Source organism: Rhodoferax sp., assembly GCF_028714215.1.
Classification (GTDB): domain Bacteria; phylum Pseudomonadota; class Gammaproteobacteria; order Burkholderiales; family Burkholderiaceae_C; genus Rhodoferax.
Genome location: NZ_JAQTMS010000012.1, coordinates 1 through 17294, shown reverse-complemented (window position 1 = coordinate 17294; position 17294 = coordinate 1). Strand labels below are relative to the sequence as shown.

Sequence of the window (17294 nt, the reverse complement as noted above, 5' to 3'; positions counted from 1 at the left end):
TATGAATTTATTGAGATACGTTTTTTCGGTGATCGTCCTGACGGCGCTTGTCGCTTGTGGTGGCGGTGGCGGCAATCCGGGGACCTCAAGTGGGGCACCAACGCCAGTGGTGGTTGCCCCAGCATCAACGCTTGCTCTGCAAATTTTCAATTCAGGCAATGTTGCTGTAGCCAACATTAATGCCAGCGGTGGCAACTATGCAAAGGCCACCTTCAAGGATGGCACGGGGGCACCAATTGCTGGCCGTTTGGTGAGTTTTTCAATCAGTTCAGACATTGCCACCTTGGTGTCTGCCACCGCGCTGACCAATTCCGTGGGTGAGGCACAGGTTGGTATTCTGAGTGCCAAGGTGGGTGCCGCCACATTGCAGGCGCAGGTGATCAACGGCACCGGCACTCTCACTGCTTCGTTTGACTTTGCCGTGGTATCCACAGGGGGGCCGGTAGGCACTTCTATTGCGGTTCAGCTATTCAACGCCGCCAATGCCGCTGTTTCCAATGTGACTTATGGCGGTGGCAATTACGTCAAGGCAACATTCATGGATGCTGCCGGGGTACCGATTGCAAATCGCAAGGTCACATTCTCAGTGGCTTCCAACATCGCCACTTTGGCGGCTGCGACCGCCTTGACCAATGCTGCGGGCGAGGCACAGGTGGGAATCTACCCCTCGGTCGGTGCGACTGCTGGTGCCGCGACGTTGCAGGCGCAAGCGGTCGATGGCACGACTACCTTCACCGGCACCTTGGACTTTGCGGTGGCAGCGACCGGGCTCCCGATCAGCCCATACATGGTTGTTCAGATATTTAATTCTGCCAATGCCGCAGTGTCCAATGTCACATTTGGCGGTGGTAATTACATCAAGGCGACGTTTAAAGACGCCAGCAATGTTCCTATTGTTGGAAGAATGGTCGGTTTTACCTTGAATGGCGCGGGTATCGCACTTGTGTCACCGACAACAGCCCTTACCAATTCTTTAGGTGAGGCGCAAGTGTCCATTGCCCCGGCTTCCATTTCCACTGTTGGGGCGGCAACGCTAACGGCGCAAGCCCTGGATGCCGGTTCGACCTATTCTGCTTCCATTGACTTTGCCGTGGCAGCCGCCAATGTCACACTTGGTCCGCTGACCTTGGGCAGTAGTTCGCTGACTGCTGGCGGTAATACTTCCGTGACTATCACAGCGCAGTCGAATTCAATACCCGTTGCGGGAGTTAACGTGTCGCTGACCGCGGATTGCGGCACCATTGCGAACGTGGTGACCACCGACGGTAGCGGTTCGGCAAGCGCAACCTATTCGGCGGTAAAAGCTGGCGGTTCATCTTGCAGTGGCGCGGTGACGCTTAGCGCCTCTGCTGCTGGATCCGCGGCGCAAAAAGCAACGTTGACCATCGCAGCTCCGGTTGCCAATGCCATCAATTTTGTGTCAGCCACACCTTCCCAGATTTTCGTCAAGAGTTCTGGAGCGGCGGAGCAATCCGTTGCACAGTTTAAGGTGCTCGATTCGACGGGCGCTGCAATGCCAAATATTCCGGTGGTCTTTTCCTTGACTGTGAACCCAGGTGGCGTCGGGCTGGGTGCCTCCGGCACCCCGGGAAACCTGACCGCTAACAGCGATGCCCTGGGTATTGCGTCGGTCAGTGTTTTCTCTGGAACCATTCCTGGTCCAGTGGAAGTCAAAGCGGCCTTGGTTAGCGCCCCGACGGTTTTCACAACCTCGAAAAACTTGACGGTGGCTTCCGGCCCACCATCCCAGAATCATCTCAGCTTGTCGGTCGAAACTTTCAACATCGAAGGGTGGAACTTGGATGGCAGCGGTACCAAGTTGACGGTGCGAGTTGCTGATCGTCAAGGTAATCCGGTGCCCGATGGCACGGTGATCAATTTCACTGCAGAGGGCGGCCAGGTGGCGCCCAGTTGCGCGACTGCGCGTGACGCGTCGGGACATGCGGTGTGTTCTGTGGCATTCATCAGCCAGAACCCCAGACCTGCGGACGGTCGGGTTTCGGTTCTGGCCTATGCCGAAGGCTTGAAGGAATACATTGATGTCAATGGCAACAATGCCTATGACCCAGGCGTTGACACTTTGGTGGATGTGGGTGACGCCTACCGGGACGACAATGAAAACGGTCAGTATGACGTTGGCGAATTCGTCATCCCAAAGGGCGGTACAGTGGCTTGCGCCGGTGCTGGTGGTTCTTCCCCAGCCAGAGCCAATACGTGCACAGGTGCCGCAACCCAGGCAACCACAGTCAGGCAACAGGCGGTGATACTGTTTGCATCCAGTTCAGCTTCGTTGACTTTGACGACGGCAGCGACCCCGGTTTCGCCCACCTTTATCACGGTGCGGGTTAACAGTGCCGACCACTCCCTGTTGCCGATGCCTGCGGGGACGACAATTTCTGCAACCGGTTCCGGGGCGACGTGCGTGATTGGAACGATTACGCCCAGTATCGTGCCCAATATCTCCGGAGTGACTGGCTTACAGTTGGGGTCCAGTCATTCCATCGCACTTACGGGGTGCGGCGGTACGACCATCTTTATCAAAGTGACGTCGCCTAGCGGATTGGTTAGTGGTTTTTCCTATGACGTGCCCGCGGTGCCGACTTCTTCACCTGACACCACTCCGCCAGTCAGCTTGATAGCCGTCAACAGTATCACCACTACTGGCGCCACGCTGATTGCCCAACTTAACGAAGTGGGTACCGGTTATTACCTGGCGCAGTTGTCCACAGATCCAGTTCCTCCAGTGGGTACTGTGCGGCTAACGGGCACTGCGGTTGCCATGTCAGCCAACACTTCAGTCAATGTTCCTCTCACTGGAAAGACCGCGAACACGGACTATGTGATTTACTTCATTGCCGAAGATGCCGCAGGCAATCGCCAATCTACGGTGAGTTCCGTTTCCTTCAAAACTCTTCCGTGATCACCAGCTTGGTGGGCCTCCCTGGCTGCGGCAAATCCACCGTCGGGCGACAGCTCGCCCGACGGCTTCAACTTCCGTTCTTTGATTCCGACCAGGTGATCGAGCAGCAGTTGGGTTGTTCCGTCCGTGAATATTTCGAGCGCGAGGGGGAGGACCGATTCCGCGATGTTGAAGAGGCGGTGATCGATCAGCTCAGCCAGCATCCGCAAGGTGTGCTGGCAACTGGCGGCGGCGTTGTTTTGCGGCCGACCAATCGCCAACACTTGCATCAGCGCTGTCAGGTGGTTTACCTGAATTCCTCGCCTGAAGAGTTGTTTCGACGCCTGCGTTACGACCAGCGACGACCTTTGTTGCAGGTGGCCGATCCCCTGAGCCGCCTGCGCGATTTGCATGCCCTGCGCGATCCGCTTTATCGGGAGACCGCGCATTTCATCATTGAAACCGGGCGACCGTCGGTTGCGACCTTGGTCAACACGATTCTGATGCAGTTTGAGTTGGCAGGTCTGCTGCCTCTAAACTCCGGGGTATGAATGTCCGAACAGTTTCGATTGATCTACAGCAGCGCAGCTACAACATTGCCATAGGCGACTCGCTTTTTGACAATCCGGCGACCTACGCCGAGTTGCCGATTGCCAGTAGCGCATTGATTGTGACCAACAACACGGTCGCTCCGCTCTATGCCCAGCGCTTGCAGAGGGCGTTGCAAGGCAAGTACGCGAATGTCCAGACACTGATCCTTCCCGATGGGGAAGAGTACAAAACCTGGCAGACCCTGAACCAGATCTTTGATGTTTTGCTGCAGAACGGGTGTGACCGGAAAACCATTCTCTTCGCACTCGGCGGTGGCGTGGTGGGTGACATGACCGGTTTTGCAGCCGCCAGTTACATGCGCGGTGTGCCGTTTGTCCAAGTGCCTACCACCTTGTTGGCGCAAGTCGATTCGTCAGTCGGTGGCAAAACCGGCATCAACCATCCCTTGGGCAAGAACATGATTGGCGCCTTTTATCAGCCCCTGAAGGTGGTATGCGATCTGGCTACGCTCAAGACGCTGCCGGCGCGCGAACTGAGTGCCGGATTGGCTGAAGTGATCAAATACGGGCCCATTGCCGATCTCGACTTTTTGTCCTGGATTGAGAACAACGTTGACGCCTTGATGGCGTGCGAACCAGCGGCACTGGCCCATGCGGTTCGGCGCAGTTGTGAAATCAAGGCCTGGGTGGTGGCGCAGGATGAGCGCGAAGCCGGGTTGCGTGCCATTCTGAATTTTGGCCATACTTTCGGTCACGCGATCGAGGCGGGCCTGGGTTACGGTTCGTGGTTGCATGGGGAGGCCGTCGGCTGCGGCATGGTCATGGCCGCTCAATTGTCGTACCGCCTGGGGTTGGTGGAGCTGGCTCTGGCCCAGCGTCTGACCGCGCTGATTCGGAAAGCGGGCTTGCCGGTGACTGCGCCATGTCTGGCGGAGACTGACAACGCCGGGCGTTACCTTGAACTCATGCGGGTGGACAAGAAGGCGCAAAGCGGAGAAATCAGGTTCGTCCTGCTTGACGGATCGGGCGGTGCCGTGTTGCGTGGAGCACCGGATGCGCTGGTGCGCGAGGTGATTGATGCTAGCTGTATTTGCCTGTGATCCGGCCCAATCCCGCGGCCGCCGTTTCGCGCAGCCGCCGGCACCGACGCGCACCGAATATCAGCGCGACCGGGATCGCATCGTGCACTGCACCGCGTTTCGGCGTCTGGTGTATAAAACACAGGTCTTTCTGAATCACGAAGGCGACCTGTTTCGCACCCGTTTGACACATTCGCTGGAGGTGGCACAACTGGGGCGCTCGATTGCCCGTTCGCTGCGGCTCAACGAAGACCTGGTCGAGGCCATTGCTCTGGCCCATGACCTGGGGCACACGCCGTTCGGTCACGCCGGGCAAGAAGCCCTCAATGACTGCATGGCGGAGTTCGGTGGCTTTGAGCACAACCTGCAAAGCCTGCGGGTAGTCGATCAGCTTGAGCAGCGCTACCCTCAGTTTGATGGTTTGAACCTCACTTTCGAGACGCGCGAAGGAATCCTCAAGCATTGCTCGCGCAGCCATGCGGAACAACTGGAGCTAAACGAGCCGGGTGGCGTCGGCCAGCGCTTTCTGGTGCATGGCCAACCCAGTCTGGAGGCACAGCTGTGCAATTTGGCCGATGAAATTGCCTACAACGCGCATGACATTGACGACGGTGTGCGCTCCGGCCTGATTACGCTGGAGCAGCTTCAGGAGGTGCCTTTGTTTGACGATTTTCGGCGTCAAACCCTGGCCGAGTATCCGCATTTGCTGGACCAGGTGCAGGGTCGCCGGCTACTCTACGAGACCATTCGCCGCATGCTGAGCGCGCAGGTTCTCGATGTCATCGAAGCCAGCACCGTGGCAATTGAAGACGCCCAGCCGCAGAGCGTGAGCGCGGTCCGCCAGATGGCGCCTTTGTTGAAATTTGGCGAAGATATGCGTCTCAAATCGCAGCGGCTTAAACAATTTCTGCTGCATCAGTTGTACCGGCATCCCAGAGTTCTGCACACCACCGGGCAGGCCAAGCAGGTGGTACGTTCCCTGTTTCAGGCCTATCGGGCCAACCCACAGGAGATGCAGGGCGGTTATTCCGCACGTTCGGACGCGGTGCGTGGTGCTTTGCAGGAGGCCAGCAGCCCGGAGCGCGTGGTGGCGGACTACATTGCAGGCATGACAGACCGTTTCGCCGGACGCGAGCACGAGCGTTTGATGAACCTGAAGCTGCTTGTCGGGTGACCCGCTGGCTTCCTCCAAGTGAGTAAAAAATGACTACATCATCGCAACAGGTGATTGAAGATACGCGGGGCTGGTTGGAGCGCGCGGTGATCGGTTTGAACCTGTGCCCGTTTGCCAAGAGTGTGCACGTGAAAGGGCAAATCCACTATGCGGTGAGTCAAGCCAGAAGTGCCCGGGAACTGCTACCCGACCTTGTGTTTGAACTCCAGGAGCTGTTAACCCAAAGTCCGTCGGCCCGGGACACAACGCTTTTGATTGCGCCGAATTGTCTTGCCGATTTTCTTGATTTCAATGATTTTCTGGCGGAGGCTGACCAAGCTCTGCTGGATTTGGAACTCGATGGGATATTCCAGATTGCCAGTCTGCACCCCCGGTTCCAGTTTGCTGGAACCAGGGTTGACGACATCACCAATTTCACCAACCGCTCACCCTATCCCACGTTGCACTTGTTGCGCGAAGACAGCGTTGATCGGGCGGTGGAGGCTTTTCCGGAGGCGGATGCCATTTTCGAGAAAAACATGCAAACCATGGAGCGGCTCGGTCCCGCCGGCTGGGATGCGTTGCGAGTAGGGCGCTCGCAAGATTGCCCGGTTTCTCTTTCGGATAATCAAATCCCCACTGCCGAAGGGGTGGGCAAGAAGATCAATGAAAACTAAAAAAGCAAATCGCCATGCTGCCGGTGGGTCTGGCGCCGCGGCCCAGGTATCCGGCCTTGAGGCGTCTGAAATCCGGCCTGGCCAGTCGATCGAGCTGCTCAAGGAATTGCATATATTGACCCGCGAGGGCCGGCTCAATCAGGATTCGCGTCGCAAGCTCAAGCAGGTCTACCATCTGTTTCAATTCATTGAGAAATTGTTGCTCGAGTTGTCTGACCAGGCCGGCCAAAGTGGCAGAGGCGTCACACTGGCCGACCACGGTGCCGGCAAATCGTATCTGGGCTTCATCCTCTACGACCTGTTCTTCAAGGCACGGCAGGCGGGTCGCATTTATGGGGTGGAGACGCGTCCCGAACTGGTCCAGAAAGCGCACGAGCTGGCCGTCAAGCTTGGTTTTGATCGAATGTCGTTTTTGAACCTGAGCGTCGCCGAGTCTGCGCAATCTGACCAACTTCCGACTCAAATCGACATTGTGACCGCACTGCATGCCTGCGACACCGCGACGGATGACGCGATTGCTTTTGGTCTGCAAAAACACGCCAAGTTCATGGTGCTGGTGCCCTGCTGTCAAGCCGAAGTGGCGCGTGTTTTGAGTCAGTACAAAGCCCTGTCTTTGTCACGCACGCCGCTGGCCGAATTGTGGCGTCACCCGCTGCACACACGCGAGATCGGCAGTCAGATTACCAATGTGCTGCGTTGCCTGTATCTGGAGGCGTCGGGCTACCAGGTTACGGTGACGGAACTGGTGGGCTGGGAGCACAGCATGAAAAACGAACTCATCATTGCCCGCTACACGGGGCAAAAAAATAACGCCGCGGCGCAACGAATGCGAGACTTGCTACAGGAATTCGGACTGACAAATCTGCTTGAGACGCGCTTTAAGTTGCAATAATTGGGGTCAGATTCCAATTAACTCCCATGGCCCGACTTCCCCGCCTCACACTGCCTGGTTACCCGCACCACGTGATTCAGCGTGGCAATAACCGTCAAGCCATTTTTATCTCAAAGACAGATTACCAGACTCTGCTGGATCTGCTGGTTGAGAATGCCGATAAGTTTGACGTCGCAATCCACGCCTATGTGCTGATGAGAAACCACTTTCATTTGCTGGTTACACCGCGGACTGCCGACGGCTTGCCGCAGATGATGCAGGCCGTCGGAAGGCGCTACGTGCGCTACTTCAACAGTACTCAAAAGCGCAGCGGCACCTTGTGGGAGGGGCGCTACAAGTCGACCCTGATCCAGGGCGAACGCTATTTGCTCGCATGCATGGCGTATATCGATCTCAATCCGGTGCGTGCAGGCTTGGTGACTCAAGCGTGTGACTATCCGTGGTCCAGCTTCGGGCATTACACCGGGCAGCGTACGGACAAATTCATCACACCACACGCCTTGTTGTGGGAACTTGGCAATACCCCCTTTGCTCGCGAAGCTGCCTACGCTGACCTGGTGCAGTCCGGTGTCAGTGCTGCACAGCAGAAGGCACTGACCGATTCGGCCTTGAGCGGCTGGGCCTTGGGCGAGCCCGATTTCGTCGCTGATTTGCAGAAGCGAACGCAACGCCGGGTCGCCAAAAGCGCTGCGGGGCGACCAGTTTCAGTTCGAAAAACATAACGGACAGGCATTCGCCGCTTTATCCATTTGGTATGTAGTCAGGTATTTTGATGCGTCCCCAATTATTTAATGATCGATATCAAAAATTGTTAATTGGAATCTGACCCCAATTATTTTGCTTGGCATTTTTGTTGCAGTGCGATATTCTCCTGAACTCTGACATTTTTAGGAGCGCGCCATGACGACGGCTGCCGAGATCTTGCATCTCAAGGAACACGGTTTGTATTCTTCCGCCAATGAGCACGATGCTTGTGGTGTCGGTTTTGTGGCGCACATCAAGGGCGGCAAGTCGCATGAAATTGTCAAGAATGCACTGAAGATTCTGGAGAACCTGGACCATCGGGGTGCTGTCGGAGCCGACAAGCTGATGGGCGACGGCGCCGGCATTCTGATTCAGTTGCCTGACGCGCTTTATCGCCAGGAGATGGCGGCGCAGGGTGTGATCTTGCCGCCGCCGGGCGAATACGGCGTTGGCATGATCTTTCTGCCCAAGGAGCACGCTTCCCGCCAGGCCTGCGAGCAGGAGATGGAGCGTGCCATCAAAGCCGAACGGCAGGTGCTGCTGGGCTGGCGCGATGTGCCGGTCAACCGTGAGATGCCGATGTCGCCCACGGTGCGCGAAAAAGAGCCGGTTCTGCGTCAGGTCTTCATTGGGCGCGGCAACGACGTGATCGTGCAGGATGCGCTGGAGCGCAAGCTGTATGTGATCCGCAAGACTGCCAGTGCCAACATCCAGGCGCTCAAGCTCAAGCACAGCAAAGAGTATTACGTGCCCAGCATGTCCAGCCGGACCGTCATCTACAAAGGTTTGTTGCTGGCCGATCAGGTGGGCACCTACTTCCGTGACCTGGAAGACCCGCGTTGCGTTTCGGCCCTTGGTTTGGTGCATCAGCGCTTTTCCACCAACACCTTCCCCGAATGGCCGCTGGCCCACCCTTACCGTTATGTGGCCCACAACGGCGAGATCAACACTGTCAAGGGCAACTTCAACTGGATGAAAGCGCGTGAAGGTGTGATGTCGTCGCCGGTGCTGGGTGCCGACTTGCAAAAGCTCTACCCGATCACCTTCCCTGGCCAATCCGACACCGCCACCTTTGACAACTGTCTCGAACTCCTGACCATGGCTGGCTACCCCTTGGCCCAGGCGGTGATGATGATGATTCCGGAGCCATGGGAGCAGCACAGCACCATGGACCAGCGCCGCAAGGCCTTCTATGAGTACCACGCCGCCATGCTGGAGCCCTGGGATGGTCCGGCCTCCATCGTGTTCACCGACGGTCGCCAGATCGGTGCCACACTGGACCGCAATGGCTTGCGCCCCTCGCGCTATTGCATCACGGATGACGACCTGGTCATCATGGCGTCCGAATCCGGTGTGCTGCCGGTGCCCGAGAACAAAATTGTGCGCAAGTGGCGTCTGCAGCCCGGCAAGATGTTCCTGATCGACCTGGAACAGGGCCGCATGATCGATGACGAAGAGCTCAAGACCCATCTGGCCAACGTCAAGCCCTACAAGCAGTGGATCGAAAATCTTCGCATCAAGCTCGATGATGTGGTGGGTGAAATAGGGGTAGATTTGGATCTGACCCCTATTTCACCGAGCCTGCTGGATCGCCAGCAGGCCTTCGGTTTCACCCAGGAAGACCTCAAGTTCCTGCTGGCGCCGATGGCCAGCGCGGGTGAAGAAGCGATTGGTTCCATGGGCAACGACAGCCCGCTGGCGGTGCTGTCCGACAAGAACAAGCCGCTCTACAACTACTTCAAGCAATTGTTCGCCCAGGTGACGAACCCGCCGATCGACCCGATCCGCGAAGCCATTGTGATGTCGCTGGTGTCCTTCATCGGACCTAAGCCCAATCTGCTGGACATCAATCAGGTCAACCCACCGATGCGTCTGGAGGTGAGTCAGCCGGTGCTCGACTTCGCCGACATGGCCAAGCTGCGCAACATCGAAAAGCACACGCAAGGCAAGTTTCGCAGCTACACACTGGACATCACCTACCCGCTGGCCTGGGGCCACGAGGGCGTGGAAGCCAAGCTGGCTTCGCTGTGCGCCGAAGCGGTGGACGCAATCAAGGGTGGCAACAACATTCTCATCATCAGCGACCGCGGAATCAGCGCCACGCAAGTGGCAATTCCGGCCCTGTTGGCCTTGTCGGCCATCCACCAGCACTTGGTGCGGGAAGGCTTGCGCACCACCGCCGGCCTGGTGGTGGAAACCGGCACCGCCCGCGAGGTGCACCACTTCGGCGTGCTGGCGGCGTATGGCGCGGAAGCAGTGCATCCTTATCTGGCGATGGAAACGCTGGTCAGTGTTCACAAAGACCTGGCCGGCGACCTGAGCGCCGACAAGGCCATCTACAACTACGTCAAGGCCGTCGGCAAGGGCCTGTCCAAGATCATGTCCAAGATGGGCGTCTCCACCTACATGAGCTATTGCGGCGCGCAGTTGTTCGAGGTGATTGGCCTGTCCAGCGAGACCGTGGACAAGTACTTTGCCGGCACGCCCAGCCGGGTGGAGGGGATCGGTGTCTTCGAGATCGCCGAAGAAGCCATCCGCATGCACCAAGCGGCTTTCGGCGACGATCCGGTGCTGGCCAACATGCTGGACACGGGTGGCGAATACGCCTGGCGTGCCCGGGGAGAAGAGCACATGTGGACGCCCGATGCCATTGCCAAGCTGCAGCACAGTACGCGCGCCAACAACTGGAACACCTACAAGGAATTCGCGCAGCTCATCAACGACCAGAGCCGTCGCCACATGACGCTGCGCGGCCTGTTCGAATTCAGACTGGATGCGACCAAGGCGATCGCCGTGGAGGAAGTCGAATCGGCCAAGGAAATTGTCAAACGCTTTGCCACCGGGGCCATGTCGCTGGGCTCCATCAGCACGGAAGCCCATGCCACGCTGGCAGTTGCCATGAATCGCATTGGCGGCAAGAGCAACACCGGCGAGGGCGGCGAAGATCCGGCGCGCTACCGCAATGAATTAAGGGGCATTCCAATCAAAATAGGCGACTCGCTCAAGAGCGTGATTGGCGACGATGTGGTGGAAGTGGATTTGCCTTTGCAGGACGGCGATAGCTTACGGTCACGCATCAAGCAGGTGGCTTCGGGTCGCTTTGGTGTGACGGCCGAGTACCTCAACAGCGCCGACCAGATCCAGATCAAGATGGCGCAGGGCGCCAAGCCGGGCGAGGGCGGACAACTGCCGGGCGGCAAAGTGTCAGAGTACATCGGCCGGCTGCGTCACTCGGTGCCCGGCGTGGGCCTGATTTCGCCGCCACCGCACCACGACATCTATTCGATTGAAGATCTGGCGCAACTGATCCACGATTTGAAAAACGTGGCGCCCCACTCCAGCATCAGTGTCAAACTGGTGAGTGAAATTGGCGTCGGCACCATCGCCGCCGGTGTCGCCAAATGCAAGAGCGATCACGTGGTAATTGCCGGCCATGATGGGGGCACCGGCGCTTCACCCTGGTCATCCATCAAGCACGCCGGCAGCCCCTGGGAAATCGGCCTGGCCGAAACCCAGCAGACGCTGGTGCTCAACCGCTTGCGCAGCCGCATCCGGGTTCAGGCCGACGGTCAGATGAAGACCGGGCGTGATGTGGTGATTGGTGCCTTGCTGGGCGCCGACGAGTTCGGTTTTGCCACTGCTCCGCTGGTGGTGGAGGGCTGCATCATGATGCGCAAGTGTCACCTCAACACCTGCCCGGTGGGCGTCGCCACGCAAGACCCGGTGTTGCGCAAAAAGTTCTCCGGCAAGCCCGAGCACGTGGTCAACTACTTCTTCTTCATCGCGGAAGAAGTGCGTGCCATCATGGCCCAGCTGGGGATTCGAAAGTTTGATGATCTGATTGGCCGCTCCGATCTGCTCGACACCCACAAGGGCATCGCGCACTGGAAGTCCAGGGGACTCGACTTCAGCCGACTGTTTGCCCAAGCCAAGGTCCCGGCCGACGTGCCCCAGTACCAGACCGAGAGCCAGGAGCATGGTCTTGAGCGCTCGCTCGACAACGTGTTGATTGCTAAGGCGCGCCCGGCCATCGACAAGGGCGAGAAAGTCCAGTTCATCGAGCCGGTCCGCAATGTCAACCGATCGGTCGGAGCGATGCTGTCCGGGGCGGTCACCCGTGTCCACCCGGAGGGCTTGCCCGATAACACGATTCACATCCAGCTTGAGGGTACCGGGGGGCAGTCGTTTGGCGCTTTTCTGGCGCGCGGCATCACGCTCTACCTGATTGGCGACGCCAACGATTACACCGGCAAGGGTCTCTCCGGTGGGCGTGTGGTGGTCCGCCCCAGCATCGACTTCCGGGGCGAGGCGATTCGCAACACCATTGTCGGCAACACCGTGATGTACGGCGCCACCAGCGGTGAAGCGTTTTTCAGCGGCGTTGCCGGTGAACGCTTTGCCGTTCGTTTGTCGGGTGCCACGGCCGTCGTGGAAGGCACCGGCGACCACGGGTGCGAGTACATGACGGGTGGCACGGTGGCCGTGCTGGGCCGGACCGGGCGCAATTTTGCCGCCGGCATGAGCGGCGGTATTGCCTACGTGTACGACGAAGATGGCCAGTTCTCCAAACGCTGCAATGGCGCCATGGTGTCCCTGGAGAAAGTGCTGACGACGGCGGAGCAGCAAGCCAGTCTCGACCCTGGCCTGTGGCATCGTGGTCAGAGCGATGAAGCGCAACTGAGGAAGTTGCTGGAGGAGCACAACCGCTGGACCGGCAGCAAGCGTGCCCGTGAATTGCTCGATAACTGGGACCAGTCCCGGTTGAAATTCGTCAAGGTGTTTCCCAATGAGTACAAGCGCGCCCTGGGTCAGATTCATGCCAAAAGAGAAGTGCCGGCCCCTGCTGGCGGGCAAGCTGCTACAAAAAAGGAAGCAGCGTCGGCTGGCTCATGAATCAGCGGTTTAACGTGTTGGGGACAGAGCTGAAGATCTGTCCCGCAAAGGAGTAATTATGGGAAAAGTCACTGGCTTCATGGAGTTCGAGCGTCTTGAGGAAGGCTACGAGCCGGTGCCTGAGCGCTTGAAAAATTACAAGGAATTCGTCATTGGTCTGGACGAAGCACAAGCCAAGGTGCAGGCGGCACGCTGCATGGACTGCGGCACGCCGTTTTGCAACAACGGCTGTCCGGTCAACAACATCATTCCCGATTTCAACGATCTGGTTTACCGTGGGGACTGGAAAAATGCAGCCGATCTGCTGCACAGCACCAACAACTTTCCCGAGTTCACCGGCCGCGTCTGTCCGGCACCTTGCGAGGCTGCCTGCACACTGAACGTGAACGACAGTGCGGTGGGCATCAAGTCGATCGAGCACGCCATCATTGACCGGGCCTGGGCCGAGGGCTGGGTGCAGCCGCAGTTGGCCAGGCACCGGAGCGGCAAAAAAGTGGCGGTGGTCGGTTCCGGCCCGGCCGGCATGGCGGCGGCGCAGCAATTGGCACGGGCCGGCCATGACGTGACCTTGTTCGAGAAGAATGACCGGGTGGGTGGCTTGCTGCGCTACGGCATTCCGGACTTCAAGATGGAAAAATCGCACATTGATCGCCGCGTCCTGCAACTACAGCAGGAAGGCGTCACCATTCGCACCGGTGTGCTGGTGGGCGAGATGCCCAAATCCGGTCCCGGCGCCAAGGTGACCAATTGGTCCAAGGAGACCGTTTCCGCAGCCCAACTGCAAAAGGACTTCGACGCGGTACTGCTGACCGGCGGTGCCGAGCAGTCACGCGACCTGCCGGTGCCGGGCCGCGAGCTGGACGGCATCTACTTCGCCATGGAGTTCCTGCCGCAACAGAACAAGGTCAACGCCGGCGACAAACTCAAGGGCCGGGGTATCAGCCAAATCAGGGCCGACGGCAAGCACGTGGTCGTCATTGGCGGCGGCGACACCGGCTCCGACTGCGTCGGCACGGCCAAGCGTCACGGTGCGGCCAGTGTGACCCAGTTTGAAGTCATGCCACAGCCCCCGGTGCAAGAGAATCGTCCCTTGACTTGGCCTTACTGGCCGCTCAAGTTGCGCACCAGTTCCAGCCACGAAGAGGGTTGCAGCCGCGAGTTCGCCATCTCGACCAAAGAATTTCTGGGCGAAAAAGGCAGAGTTACCGGTTTGAAGACCGTTCGTGTCGATTGGCAAGACGGCAAAATGCTGGAGGTGGCGGGCAGTGAGCAGATCCTGAAAGCCGATCTGGTATTGCTGGCGATGGGTTTTGTCGCCCCGGTGGCCTCGGTGCTGGAGGCCTTCGGTGTCGAAAAAGACGCCCGCGGTAATGCCAAAGCAAGTACTGACTTCTCGGCCGCCTACGCTACCAATGTCAGCAAGGTCTTTGCCGCTGGCGACATGCGCCGCGGTCAGAGTCTGGTGGTATGGGCCATCCGTGAAGGTCGTCAGGCCGCACGTGCGGTCGATGAATTTTTGATGGGCGCCAGCGTTCTGCCACGCTAGTAGGTGTAATCCCGTATGATCGCAGGGCCGGGCACCACCCGGCCTTGTTATTTATCATGCCCTCACCTTCGGTATCTCTTGTCGAACTGCGTCACCTGAGCTTTGGCTATGGCGAGCGCGTCATTCTGGACGACGTTTGCGTGTCTGTGCCGCGCGGCAAGGTCACCGCGCTGATGGGCGCCTCGGGCGGAGGCAAGACAACCCTGTTGCGACTGATCGGAGGGCAGCTTCGGGCGCAGGCCGGTGAATTGCTGTTCGACGGACAAGACGTCGCCCGTATGGACCAGTTGCAGCTCTATGCGGCACGCCGCCGCATGGGCATGCTGTTCCAGTTTGGCGCCTTGTTTGCCGATCTGTCGGTGTTCGAGAATGTGGCGTTCCCGCTGCGTGAACACACCGATTTGCCGGAAGCCCTGATCCGGGATATCGTTTTGATGAAGCTCAACGCGGTCGGCTTGCGTGGCTCGCGAGACATGATGCCCAGCGAGGTCTCGGGCGGCATGGCCCGACGCATCGCGCTGGCGCGGGCGATTGCGCTGGACCCTGAATTGGTGATGTACGACGAGCCGTTCTCCGGTCTGGACCCGATATCCACCGGTACCTCGGCGCGCTTGATACGCCAGCTCAACGACTCCATGGGACTGACCAGCATCTTTGTCTCGCATGAGTTGGAGCAGACCTTGGCCATCGCCGACCACGTCATCATTTTGGCCAACGGCAAAGTGGCGACCGAAGGCACACCCGATCATGTATGCCACAGCACCGACCCGTTGGTATACCAGTACGTGAATGCCTTGCCCGATGGCCCGGTGCGTTTTCATTATCCAGGCCCCTCGGTAGGGCAGGATTTCGGCCTGGGAGCAACGCCATGAGTTGGTACAAGCCTGGGGATGTCGGTTTTGCGGTTCGAAGTCAATTGGCCAGCCTGGGGCAAGGTGCCCGGCTTTTCATTCGCCTTTTGGCAACCTTGGGCGGTAGCTTGAAGCGCTTCGGGCTGGTGCGTGACCAGATTCACTTCCTGGGCAACTACTCGTTGGCCATCATTGCCGTGTCCGGCTTGTTCGTTGGCTTTGTTTTTGGCTTGCAGGGCTACTACACCTTGCAGCGCTATGGCTCGTCCGAAGCGCTGGGTCTGTTGGTGACGCTCAGCCTGGTCAGGGAATTGGGGCCGGTGGTGACGGCCCTGTTGTTCGCCGGCCGGGCCGGAACGTCTCTGACGGCCGAGATCGGTCTGATGAAGGCGGGTGAACAGATCAGCGTCATGGAGATGATGGCGGTGGATCCGGTGCAGCGCGTTCTGGCGCCCCGTTTTTGGGCCGGCGTCATTACCATGCCCTTGCTGGCGGCGGTTTTTAGCGCCATGGGCATCATCGGCGGCTGGGTTGTCGGCGTGCTCATGATTGGCGTCGATGCCGGTTCCTTCTGGAGCCAGATTCAGGGCGGTGTCGATGTCTGGCAAGACGTCGGCAACGGTGTCATCAAGAGTGTTGTTTTTGGTTTCACGGTGACCTTTATCGCGTTATTGCAGGGGTTCAATGCTCAGCCCACGCCGGAAGGCGTGGCCAGTGCGACGACCCGAACCGTGGTGATGGCATCCCTGTCGGTGCTGGGCATGGATTTCATCCTGACTGCCATGATGTTTACCATATGAATGCCGAATATTTTGTGGGAAAGACCGCAGCTACGAGAAGCGAGCCGGCTCTGTCCCCAACCGCTTATAAGGAAGTTTGATGCAGCGCTCAAAAAATGACGTATGGGTTGGTATTTTTGTGCTGATTGGTGCCGTGGCCATCCTGTTTTTGGCTTTGCAGTCAGCCAATTTACTGACTCTGAGTTTCCAGAAAAGCTATACCATTTACGCCAAGTTTGACAATGTCGGAGGACTCAAGCCAAAAGCTGCGGTGCGCAGCGCCGGTGTGGTGGTGGGCCGTGTCGAAAAAATAATTTTCGATGACAAATCCTTTCAGGCGCGGGTGACATTGGCAATGGAAAGCCGTTATGTGTTTCCCAAGGACAGCTCCCTGAAAATTCTGACCAGTGGTTTGCTGGGCGAGCAATACTTGGGTTTGGAACCGGGTGCCGACGAGAAGACGCTGGTGGCGGAAGATACCGTCTCGAATACGCAATCGGCGATGGTGCTGGAAAGCCTGATTGGCCAGTTTTTGTACAGCAAGGCGGCTGAGGGCAGTGGCCCCGAGCCTGCCAAGGGAAAGAAATGACGGTCAATTTGGCACTGTCACGTGTTGCTCGGCCGGGCGTCGCTCGCGCCCTGAAGGCCGGCGTGTTGCTGGTTGCCTTGTCGCTGGCCGGCTGCGCCAGCGGGCCTACCGCCGATCCGCGTGATCCGCTGGAGCCGTTCAATCGCGGGGTCTACCGCTTCAACGATGCGGTCGACGCGGCGGTCCTCAAGCCGGTGGCCAGCACTTATAGGGATGTCATGCCGGTGCGGGTGCGGCAAGGGATTGGCAATTTTTTTGGCAACCTGGAAGATGTCTGGTCGTTTGTGAATAACGCCTTGCAGTTCAAGGGACAGGCGGCGATGGACAGTTTGCGCCGTGTCGGGGTCAATACCGTTCTTGGTTGGGGTGGTGTTTTCGATGTGGCGACCGAGATGGACATCGAAAAACATACCAAGGATTTCGGCCATACCCTGGGCTACTGGGGGGTGGGCAGCGGTCCCTATCTGGTGCTTCCTTTGCTCGGCTCCTCAACCTTGCGCGACACTGCGGCACTGCCGGTTGACTGGAAGGGCGATCTTGTCGCCAATATTCCCCATATTCCGACCCGCAACACCGCCGAGGCCCTCAGAGTGGTTGATCAAAGGTCCGATTTGCTGAAAGCCAGTACCATGCTGGAGGAG

At 58.4% G+C, this 17294-nt stretch carries 13 protein-coding genes; all 13 read left to right on the top strand.

What is annotated here, in order from left to right:
* Position 1: 1 nt before the first annotated feature.
* Positions 2-2920 (top strand): Ig-like domain-containing protein, encoded by a 2919-nt coding sequence (locus tag PHS32_RS07795; protein WP_301078363.1) that lies wholly within the window; start codon positions 2-4, stop codon positions 2918-2920.
* The gene (locus tag PHS32_RS07790) at positions 2917-3450 is read left to right on the top strand and encodes a shikimate kinase (protein ID WP_301078362.1); all 534 of its coding nucleotides are present in this window, start codon (positions 2917-2919) and stop codon (positions 3448-3450) included. Before PHS32_RS07795 ends, PHS32_RS07790 begins: the two co-directional genes overlap by 4 nt.
* Positions 3447-4550, top strand: a complete 1104-nt coding sequence (gene aroB / locus PHS32_RS07785) for a 3-dehydroquinate synthase (RefSeq protein ID WP_301078361.1) — start codon at positions 3447-3449, stop codon at positions 4548-4550. Before PHS32_RS07790 ends, aroB begins: the two co-directional genes overlap by 4 nt.
* Positions 4528-5703: a deoxyguanosinetriphosphate triphosphohydrolase gene (locus PHS32_RS07780; RefSeq protein ID WP_301078360.1), complete on the top strand. Its 1176-nt coding sequence runs from the start codon at positions 4528-4530 to the stop codon at positions 5701-5703. The genes aroB and PHS32_RS07780 overlap by 23 nt, the downstream gene beginning before the upstream one ends.
* Positions 5704-5732: 29 nt before the next feature.
* Positions 5733-6359 carry a DUF1415 domain-containing protein gene (locus PHS32_RS07775; protein ID WP_301078359.1) on the top strand — a complete coding sequence of 209 codons (627 nt, stop codon included), beginning with the start codon at positions 5733-5735 and terminating at the stop codon, positions 6357-6359.
* Complete coding sequence (locus PHS32_RS07770; RefSeq protein WP_301078358.1) at positions 6349-7251, top strand: SAM-dependent methyltransferase; 903 nt, start codon at positions 6349-6351, stop codon at positions 7249-7251. Before PHS32_RS07775 ends, PHS32_RS07770 begins: the two co-directional genes overlap by 11 nt.
* 26 nt (positions 7252-7277) lie before the next feature.
* Positions 7278-7973, top strand: a complete 696-nt coding sequence (locus tag PHS32_RS07765; RefSeq protein WP_301078357.1) for a transposase — start codon at positions 7278-7280, stop codon at positions 7971-7973.
* Positions 7974-8151: 178 nt separating this feature from the next.
* Positions 8152-12888 carry a glutamate synthase-related protein gene (locus PHS32_RS07760; protein ID WP_301078356.1) on the top strand — a complete coding sequence of 1579 codons (4737 nt, stop codon included), beginning with the start codon at positions 8152-8154 and terminating at the stop codon, positions 12886-12888.
* Between the two features lie 58 nt (positions 12889-12946).
* The gene (locus PHS32_RS07755; RefSeq protein ID WP_301078355.1) at positions 12947-14434 is read left to right on the top strand and encodes a glutamate synthase subunit beta; all 1488 of its coding nucleotides are present in this window, start codon (positions 12947-12949) and stop codon (positions 14432-14434) included.
* Positions 14435-14490: 56 nt separating this feature from the next.
* Positions 14491-15306: an ABC transporter ATP-binding protein gene (locus PHS32_RS07750; RefSeq protein ID WP_301078354.1), complete on the top strand. Its 816-nt coding sequence runs from the start codon at positions 14491-14493 to the stop codon at positions 15304-15306.
* The gene (mlaE, locus tag PHS32_RS07745) at positions 15303-16085 is read left to right on the top strand and encodes a lipid asymmetry maintenance ABC transporter permease subunit MlaE (protein ID WP_301078353.1); all 783 of its coding nucleotides are present in this window, start codon (positions 15303-15305) and stop codon (positions 16083-16085) included. The genes PHS32_RS07750 and mlaE overlap by 4 nt, the downstream gene beginning before the upstream one ends.
* A gap of 79 nt (positions 16086-16164) precedes the next feature.
* Positions 16165-16653, top strand: a complete 489-nt coding sequence (mlaD, locus tag PHS32_RS07740) for an outer membrane lipid asymmetry maintenance protein MlaD (RefSeq protein WP_301078352.1) — start codon at positions 16165-16167, stop codon at positions 16651-16653.
* Positions 16650-17294: VacJ family lipoprotein (locus PHS32_RS07735; protein ID WP_301078351.1), on the top strand; the 645-nt coding region annotated here is incomplete at its 3' end. The genes mlaD and PHS32_RS07735, both read left to right, overlap by 4 nt.